Here is a 7,909-nt window from a genome sequence, read left to right as displayed (position 1 = left end):
GTGCGTCGGCCTCGACCACGCCGCCATCCTTGCCATGCAGGTACAGGTGCATGTCCTGCTGCGGATACGGGATGTTGATGCCGGCCTTGTCGAAGCCCAGCTTGAGCTGTTCCAGCAGCGTGACCTTGGTACCGAACCAGTCGGCCGACTTCACGTAGCAGCGGATGCCGAGATTGATCGCGTGCGCGCCCAGCTCGTACACCACCACGTCCGGTGCCGGCGTCTGCAACACGCGCGGGTCGGCCTTCATCAGCGCCAGCGCGGTGTCGCGCGCCAGCTGGATGTTGTCTTCATAGCCGATGCCCACCACCAGTTCGACGCGGCGGGTCGGCTCGGCGGTCAGGTTGATGATCGGCGCAGCGGTGATCAACGTGTTCGGAATGGTGGTGTGCTGGTTGTCGGCACCGGTGATGACGGTCTGGAAGATGCGCACTTCGCGCACCGTGCCGGTTTGTCCGGCCACCGTCACCACATCACCGACGCGGAACGGGCGCAGCGTCACCAGCATCACGCCCGAGGCGATGTTGGACAGCGAATCCTTCAGCGCCAGGCCTACCGCCAGGCCGGCGGTGCCAAGCACGGCCAGCAGCGGGGTGATCTGCACGCCCAGCGTGCCGATCGCCAGCACCACCACGATCACCAGCGATGCGGCGTACACCACGTTGCGCAGGAAATTGCCCAGCATCGGGTCCACGCCCATGCGCGCGGTGGCGCGTGGCATCGCATTGGACAGGCGTCGTGCCACCCACATGCCGACCAGCAGCACCACGATCGCGGCCAGCAATGGCACGCCGTAGGTCTCCAGCAGGCGTTCCCAATCGAGGGAGTGGAACCAGGGTGTTGCGGCGGGGGCGGGTGCTGCTGCGGCGATCATGCGGAAGTCCTTTGCTGCGGGGGGAATCTGCGCGGGGCAGGGCGTACATGCACGCCAGAAACACGAAGCCCCGCAGAGGCGGGGCTTGCGTGCAGCAGCAGTATCGGCCGACGCCGATGAACACGACGTCAGCCTGTGGCCATCACGGCATCAGCCGTTGGCCTTCAGCTTGGCCAGGCGCAGCCAGGTATCGACCACGGTATCCGGGTTCAGCGACACCGATTCGATGCCTTCCTGCATCAGCCACTCGGCCAGATCCGGATGATCGGACGGGCCCTGGCCGCAGATGCCGACGTACTTGCCCTTGGCACGTGCCGACTTGATCGCCATCGACAGCAGCTTCTTCACCGCCGGGTTACGTTCGTCGAACAGGTGCGCGACGATCGACGAATCGCGGTCCAGGCCCAGGCTGAGCTGGGTCAGGTCGTTGGAGCCGATCGAGAAGCCGTCGAAGATCTCCAGGAACTCATCGGCGAGCAGTGCGTTGGACGGCACTTCGCACATCATGATGATCTTCAGGCCATTCTCGCCCTGCTTCAGGCCGTTCTGTTCCAGCACCTCGATGACCTTGCGGCCTTCTTCCAGGGTGCGCACGAACGGAATCATGACCCACAGGTTGTCCAGGCCCATTTCGTTGCGCACGCGCAGCACGGCCTTGCACTCCAGCGCGAAGGCGGCCGAGAAGCTCGGATCGACGTAACGGCTGGCGCCGCGGAAGCCGATCATCGGGTTCTCTTCGTGCGGCTCGTAGTTGCTGCCGCCGATCAGGTTGGCGTACTCGTTGGACTTGAAGTCCGACAGGCGCACGATCACGGCGTTCGGTGCGACCGAGGCGGTGAGGGTGGCGATGCCTTCGGCCAGGCGATCCACGTAGAAGCTGACCGGATCACCGTAACCGGCGATCTTCTCGTCGATCTTCTTCTTGGTTGCCGCATCCTGGCGGTCGTATTCCAGCAGCGCGTTCGGGTGGATGCCGATGTGGCTGGCGATGATCATTTCCAGGCGGGCCAGGCCGATGCCGGCGTTCGGCAGCTGGCCGAAGTCGAAGGCACGTTCCGGGTTGGCCACGTTCATCATGATCTTGAGCGGTGCCGGCGGCATGTTGCCCAGATCGGTGGTGGTGCGCTCGAAGCCGAGCTTGCCTTCGTAGATGAAGCCGGTATCGCCTTCAGCGCAGCTGACGGTGACCAGCTGGCCATCTTCGATGACCTTGGTGGCGTTGCCCGAACCGACCACGGCCGGCACGCCCAGCTCGCGCGCGATGATCGCGGCATGGCAGGTACGGCCACCGCGATTGGTGACGATGGCCGAGGCACGCTTCATCACCGGTTCCCAATCGGGATCGGTCATGTCGGCGATCAGCACGTCGCCCGGCTGCACGCGGTTCATGTCGTCCAGCGTCTTCACCACGCGGGCCACGCCCGAGCCGATCTTGGCACCAACGGCACGGCCCTCGGCCAGCACGTTGCCGCCCTTTTCGGTCAGCGCGAAGCGCTCGATCTGGGTGGCATGGCTGCGCGACTTCACCGTTTCCGGGCGCGCCTGCACGATGAACAGCTTGCCGCTGACACCGTCCTTGGCCCACTCGATGTCCATCGGGCGGCCGTAGTGCTTTTCGATGACCAGCGCCTGCTTGGACAGTTCCTGCACGTCCTCGTCGCTGATCGAGAAGGTGGTGCGCAGTTCGACCGGAGTGTCCTCGATCCTGACGCGCTCACCCGGAACATCCGAATACACCATGCGGATGGCCTTGCTGCCGAGCGAGCGGCGCAGGATCGCCGGCTTGCCGGCCTGCAGGGTGGGCTTGTAGACGTAGTACTCGTCCGGGTTGACCGCGCCCTGCACGACCATTTCGCCGAGGCCGAAGGACGAGGTGACGAATACCACGTCGCGGAAGCCGGACTCGGTGTCCAGGGTGAACAGCACGCCGGAGGAACCGACGCCCGAACGCACCATCAGCTGCACGCCGGCGGACAGGAACACGTCTTCATGCTTGAAGCCGTGGTGCACGCGGTAGGCGATGGCACGGTCGTTGTACAGCGAGGCGAACACTTCCTTGACCTTGTGCACGACGTCGTCGGCACCGGTGACGTTGAGGAAGGTTTCCTGCTGGCCGGCGAAGGAGGCATCCGGCAGATCCTCGGCGGTGGCCGACGAACGCACGGCCACGGCCACGTCGCCGCCGCCGTTGTCGGCGCTCAGCTGGGCGTAGGCGCTGCGGATGTCCTGGTCCAGCTGCGGCTGCAGCGGGGCATCGATCACCCAGGTGCGGATTTCCTTGCCCGCTGCGGTCAACGCGTTGACGTCCTCGACGTCCAGCGTGGCCAGCTTGTCGAAGATGCGCTTGGACAGATCGTTGTGCGCGATGAAGTCCTTGAAGGCTTCAGCGGTGGTGGCATAACCGCCCGGCACCGAAACGCCCAGACCGGCCAGGTTGCCGATCATCTCGCCCAGCGACGAATTCTTGCCGCCTACGCGGGCCAGATCGGCCAGACGCAGTTCGTGCAACCACAGGATGTTCTCGTTCAAGCGCGATGCTCCGTTTGGCCATCGCCCGAGGCGGGCTGGAATGGCCGCGTCCGTAGGAAGAAGCCGATATGATGCCGGGCAGAGTACCGTCGGCACAAGCTTGTGCTGGCGGCCTTTTTAGGCTTCGTAGGGGGTAAAAGCGCGCATGTCGACCATCCGTCCGGTGTTCTACGTTTCCGATGGAACCGGTATCACCGCTGAAACCATTGGGCATAGCCTGCTCACCCAGTTCTCCGGGTTCAGCTTCATTACCGATCGCATGTCGTTTGTCGACGACCCCGAAAAAGCGCGTGAAGCCTGTGCCCGGATCCAGGCGGCAGGGGAGCGGTACCAGGTCCGGCCGATCGTGGTGAACTCCTGCGTGGACCAGAGCCTGAGCCTGATCCTGGCCGACAGCGGCGCGCTGATGCTGGATGTGTTCGCGCCGTTCATCGAACCGCTGGAGCGCGAACTGGCCACCCCGCGCCTGGCCCGGGTCGGCCAGGCCCATGGCATGGTCGATTTCGACACCTACCACCGCCGCATCAACGCGATGAACTTCGCCCTGACCCATGACGACGGCATCGCGGTGAACTACGACGATGCCGACGTGATCCTGGTGGCGGTGTCGCGCGCCGGCAAGACGCCCACCTGCATCTACCTGGCCCTGCATTACGGGGTGCGCGCGGCCAACTACCCGCTGACCGACGAAGACCTGGAAAGCGACCGCCTGCCGCCGCGGCTGCGTGCCTACCGGCGCAAGCTGTTCGGCCTGACCATCGATCCCGACCGGCTGCAGCAGATCCGCCAGGAGCGGCGCCCGAACTCGCGCTACGCCAACCTGGACACCTGCAAGCGCGAGGTGGCTGCAGCGGAGGTGATGTTCCAGATGGAGCGGATCCCGACCCTGAGCACCACCCATACCTCGATCGAGGAGATTTCCAGCAAGGTGCTGGCCACGCTGGGGCTGCAGCGCGAGCTGTATTGATCCTCAGAGCTGGTAGAGCCGGCCGCTGGCCGGCTGCTCGATGAACCCTCGGCTGTGATGCAGGGCTGCCGGCCAGCGGCCGGCACTACCCAGGGGTTGGCTTGCACGTGCGCGCCCCCACGTTGAAGCACCAACGTGTAGGATCGACCCATGGCCCGAGCCTTGCCCCGCACCGAACGCATTCCCCGCCTGAGCCGGCTGAGCTGGCTCATGGGCCTGTACGCGGAAAACTACCGCCACCTGGTGCGCCTGTTCGAACCGGCCGGACTGGTGGCGGGCAGCTACATTTCCTCGATCGGCGACGGACTGGACGTGCGCCTGGACGTGATCGAGTGCCACCGCTACACGGTGGAACTGCGCTTGACCTACGACCTGGCCGACCCGGTCACCGGCGAGCCGGATCCGTCGGCCTATGTGCGCCTGTACCGTGACGCGCGCCAGGCCGAGACCACCCATTGCTACGTGGGCCGCCGCTGGCAGGACACGATGGGCCTGTATCCGCCGCCGGCGGAGCTGATCAGCCACCGCATGCGGATGAACACCTTCCTCGGCAAGTGGCTGGAGTACCTGGCCGAGCGCGGCCACGGCGTGGCCACCCTGCGCCGCGATCCCGACGGTGCTGGCACACCTGCCGAGCGCCGCCTGTCGCTGGTGCGCTGATCGGCCATAATCCACGGCTGACCTGCCGCTGGATGCTGCCCCATGCCGTACACCCCGATCGTCGCCACCCTGGGCTATGTGCTGTCGCCTGATCGTCGCCAGGTGCTGATGATCCATCGCAATACCCGTCCCGGTGACCACCACCTGGGCAAGTACAACGGCCTGGGCGGCAAGATCGAAGCGGACGAGGATGTGGCGGCCAGCATGCGCCGCGAGATCGCCGAGGAAGCCGGCATCGACTGCACCAGCATGCGCCTGCGCGGCACCATCAGCTGGCCAGGCTTCGGCAAGCACGGCGAGGATTGGCTGGGCTTCGTGTTCGTCATCGATGGATTCGAGGGCACCCCGCACGGCGGCAACCACGAAGGCACGCTGGAGTGGGTGGACCTGGACAAGCTGGACACCCTGCCGATGTGGGAGGGCGACCGCAACTTCCTGCCGCTGGTGTTCGACGCCGACCCGCGCCCGTTCCACGGCGTGATGCCGTACAAGGACGGGCGCATGGTGAGCTGGTCCTTCAGCCGCCTGTGAACCGGGAAATCGGGTAGCTGCCAACCTTGGTTGGTACGCTCTTCTGGCAAATTAATACCCGGGCAATATTGACGGGATCAAATTACCCGGGCAATATTTGCGCATCGCCTCTGATGCCATTGCCATGCCTGCGTCCCGACTCCCTCCCTTCAGTTGTTTCGACGGCCATCGCCTGGTCGCTTCCGGTACCCCGGAAGTGGCCGCGCTGGCGCTGAAGCAGCTGCGCGCCGACAACGCTGCCGGACCATTGCTGGTGTTCGACAACGCCACCGGCCGCACTCGCGATTTCGATACGCGCGGCAGTGACGCAGAACTGCTGGCGCGGGTAAACGAAGCGTTTCCCGCCGCCGTGGAGACGGATGCCGACGTCACTGCCGAAGAGGCGCCCGCAACCCCACGTGGCCGTGGCCGCCCCAAGCTGGGCGTGGTCGCCCGCGAAGTGACGCTGTTGCCGCGCCATTGGGCGTGGCTGGCCGATCAGCCGGGTGGGGCCTCGGTGGTGCTTCGCCGGCTGGTGGAAGCGGCCAGCCGTGCCGGTGCCGACAAGGACCGCCAGCGCCGCCACAGCGAGCGTACCTATCACTTCCTGCAGACCATCGCCGGTGACCTGCCGGGTTTCGAGGAGGCGATCCGTGTCCTGTTCGCGCATGACCGCGCGGGCCTGGAAGCGGCGTTGCGGAGTTGGCCCGCGGATGTGCGCGACCATGCCCTGCGCCTGGCCTTCGAAGACGCTGGCGGCTGAGCCATCGCGCCGTTGCTGAGCGACGGCGCCACCTGACCGCGGGCCACGGCCCGCTTCCCCTGTGCTTGCTTTGCTGGCGGAAACGCCGGGCAGGGCGGCGCCTTGCCCAGAGACTCCCATGAGCACCCCTGTACATCCGACGCCCCCGGTTGCACCACCACTGTGGCGCACCTACCTGACCCTGCTGTTGCCGATGCTGCTGACCAACGCGCTGCAGCTGGCCGCAGGCACGCTGGACAACATTTACCTCGGCCATCTGCTCGGCACACAGGCAGTGGCTGCAGCGGCTGCGTTCTTTCCGGTCTTCTTCCTGCTGTTGGCCCTGGTAATGGGCCTGGCGACCGGTGCGATGGTGCTGATCGGCCAGGCCTGGGGCGCGGGCCGCCCGCAGCAGGCACGCGCCGTGGCTGGCAGCGCGGTGGCGCTGATCCTGCTGCTGTCGGTGCTGGTGATGACTGTGGGCGGCGGCTTCGCGCCACAACTGCTGGTGGCGTTGGGCACGCCGGCAGCGGTCCTCAGTGAGTCCATTGTCTACGCACGCGTGCTGTTGCTGACGGCACCGGTGTTCTTCCTGCTGTGGCTGGCCACTGCGGTGAGCCGCGCGGTGGGCGATGCGAAGACACCGCTGCATGCGCTGCTGCTGGCAACGGTGGTCGGCCTGCTGTGCACGCCGCTGTTGATCCTCGGCTGGGCCGGCCTGCCGCAGCTGGGTTCGGCCAGTGCGGCAGTCTCGGCGGCGTTTGCCTCGGTGCTGGCCCTGGCCTGGCTTATGTGGCGGTGGCAGAGGATGGGGCACCCGTTGGCGCCGGGACGTGAGCTGCTGCGTGCCATCCGTTTCGATGGCGTGCTCATCCGCGCGATGCTGCGCATCGGCGTACCGTCGTCGCTGCAGATGCTCAGCCTGGCCATTGCCGAAATCGTGTTGCTGGGCTGGATCAACCGCTACGGCTACACGGCCACGGCCGCCTACGGTGCGGTCAACCAGTTGATGAGCTGGGTGCAACTGCCGGCGATGTCGCTGGGGATCACCGCCACCATCCTCGCGGCGCATGCGATGGGCGCGGGGCGCACGGCACGGCTGCCCGCCATCGCTCGCACCGGCGTGCTGCTTGGACTGGCGATGCTGAGCGTGGTGGTGGTGCTGGTTGTGGCGCTGGCACCTTGGCTGACCGGGCTGATTCTGGCGGCCGCAGAGGTGCGCGAACTGGCCGCATCGCAGCTGCGCACGGTGGTATGGGGCGTGCTGGCGATAGGGGGCAGCACGGTGCTGGTCGGAGTGATGCGAGGCAGTGGCACGGTGATGTTGCCAGCGTTGCTGGGCATGGCGGCGGTACTGCTGCTGGAGCTGCCGCTGGCGGTGTGGTTGCAGGCGCGGCATGGTCTGCCGGGGCTGTGGTGGGCGTGGCCGTTGGGACTGGTGGCCATGCTGGTGATGCAGGTGTTCTGCTTCGCGCGTTGGCGGCGACGGGTGCAAGGCGGGTAATACCGACCGCTGGCCGGCAACCCGGAATGGTCCGGGCAGCCGGCCAGTGGCCGGCTCTACCACGCGGTCGGATCACCGTCGTTGCGGCGGCTGCGGTGGGCCGGCCACTGGTGATGCAGGTGT

The 7,909-nt window shown here is 66.4% G+C and carries 7 protein-coding genes; 5 read left to right on the top strand and 2 right to left on the bottom strand.

Annotated features, from left to right (window positions below; translation table 11 throughout):
- A partial coding sequence (locus N5D91_RS24010) for a mechanosensitive ion channel domain-containing protein (protein ID WP_279922769.1) occupies positions 1 to 874 on the bottom strand: 874 nt, incomplete at its 3' end.
- A gap of 150 nt (positions 875 to 1,024) precedes the next feature.
- On the bottom strand, positions 1,025 to 3,403 hold the full coding sequence (ppsA, locus tag N5D91_RS24005) for a phosphoenolpyruvate synthase (RefSeq protein WP_110712724.1): 2,379 nt from the start codon (positions 3,401 to 3,403) through the stop codon (positions 1,025 to 1,027).
- A gap of 145 nt (positions 3,404 to 3,548) precedes the next feature.
- Between ppsA and N5D91_RS24000 the strand changes: the two genes are divergently transcribed.
- From N5D91_RS24000 to N5D91_RS23980, 5 genes are all read left to right on the top strand, one after another.
- On the top strand, positions 3,549 to 4,370 hold the full coding sequence (locus tag N5D91_RS24000) for a pyruvate, water dikinase regulatory protein (RefSeq protein WP_110712723.1): 822 nt from the start codon (positions 3,549 to 3,551) through the stop codon (positions 4,368 to 4,370).
- 150 nt (positions 4,371 to 4,520) lie between these two features.
- Positions 4,521 to 5,030 (top strand): DUF1249 domain-containing protein, encoded by a 510-nt coding sequence (locus N5D91_RS23995; protein ID WP_049398213.1) that lies wholly within the window; start codon positions 4,521 to 4,523, stop codon positions 5,028 to 5,030.
- 42 nt (positions 5,031 to 5,072) lie between these two features.
- Positions 5,073 to 5,561, top strand: coding sequence for an 8-oxo-dGTP diphosphatase (locus tag N5D91_RS23990; RefSeq protein WP_032130356.1), 489 nt, complete (start codon positions 5,073 to 5,075; stop codon positions 5,559 to 5,561).
- A 124-nt stretch (positions 5,562 to 5,685) separates the two neighbouring features.
- Entirely contained in the window at positions 5,686 to 6,303 is a 618-nt protein-coding gene (locus N5D91_RS23985; RefSeq protein WP_180854627.1) for a DUF2239 family protein, read from the top strand.
- Between the two features lie 118 nt (positions 6,304 to 6,421).
- Complete coding sequence (locus N5D91_RS23980) at positions 6,422 to 7,786, top strand: MATE family efflux transporter (RefSeq protein WP_279909091.1); 1,365 nt, start codon at positions 6,422 to 6,424, stop codon at positions 7,784 to 7,786.
- The last annotated feature ends 123 nt before the right edge of the window (positions 7,787 to 7,909 follow it).

Origin of the sequence: Stenotrophomonas sp. GD03794, from assembly GCF_029842145.1 — a bacterium.
Classification (GTDB): Bacteria; Pseudomonadota; Gammaproteobacteria; order Xanthomonadales; family Xanthomonadaceae; genus Stenotrophomonas; species Stenotrophomonas riyadhensis.
This window is presented reverse-complemented; position numbering and strand designations above follow the sequence as displayed.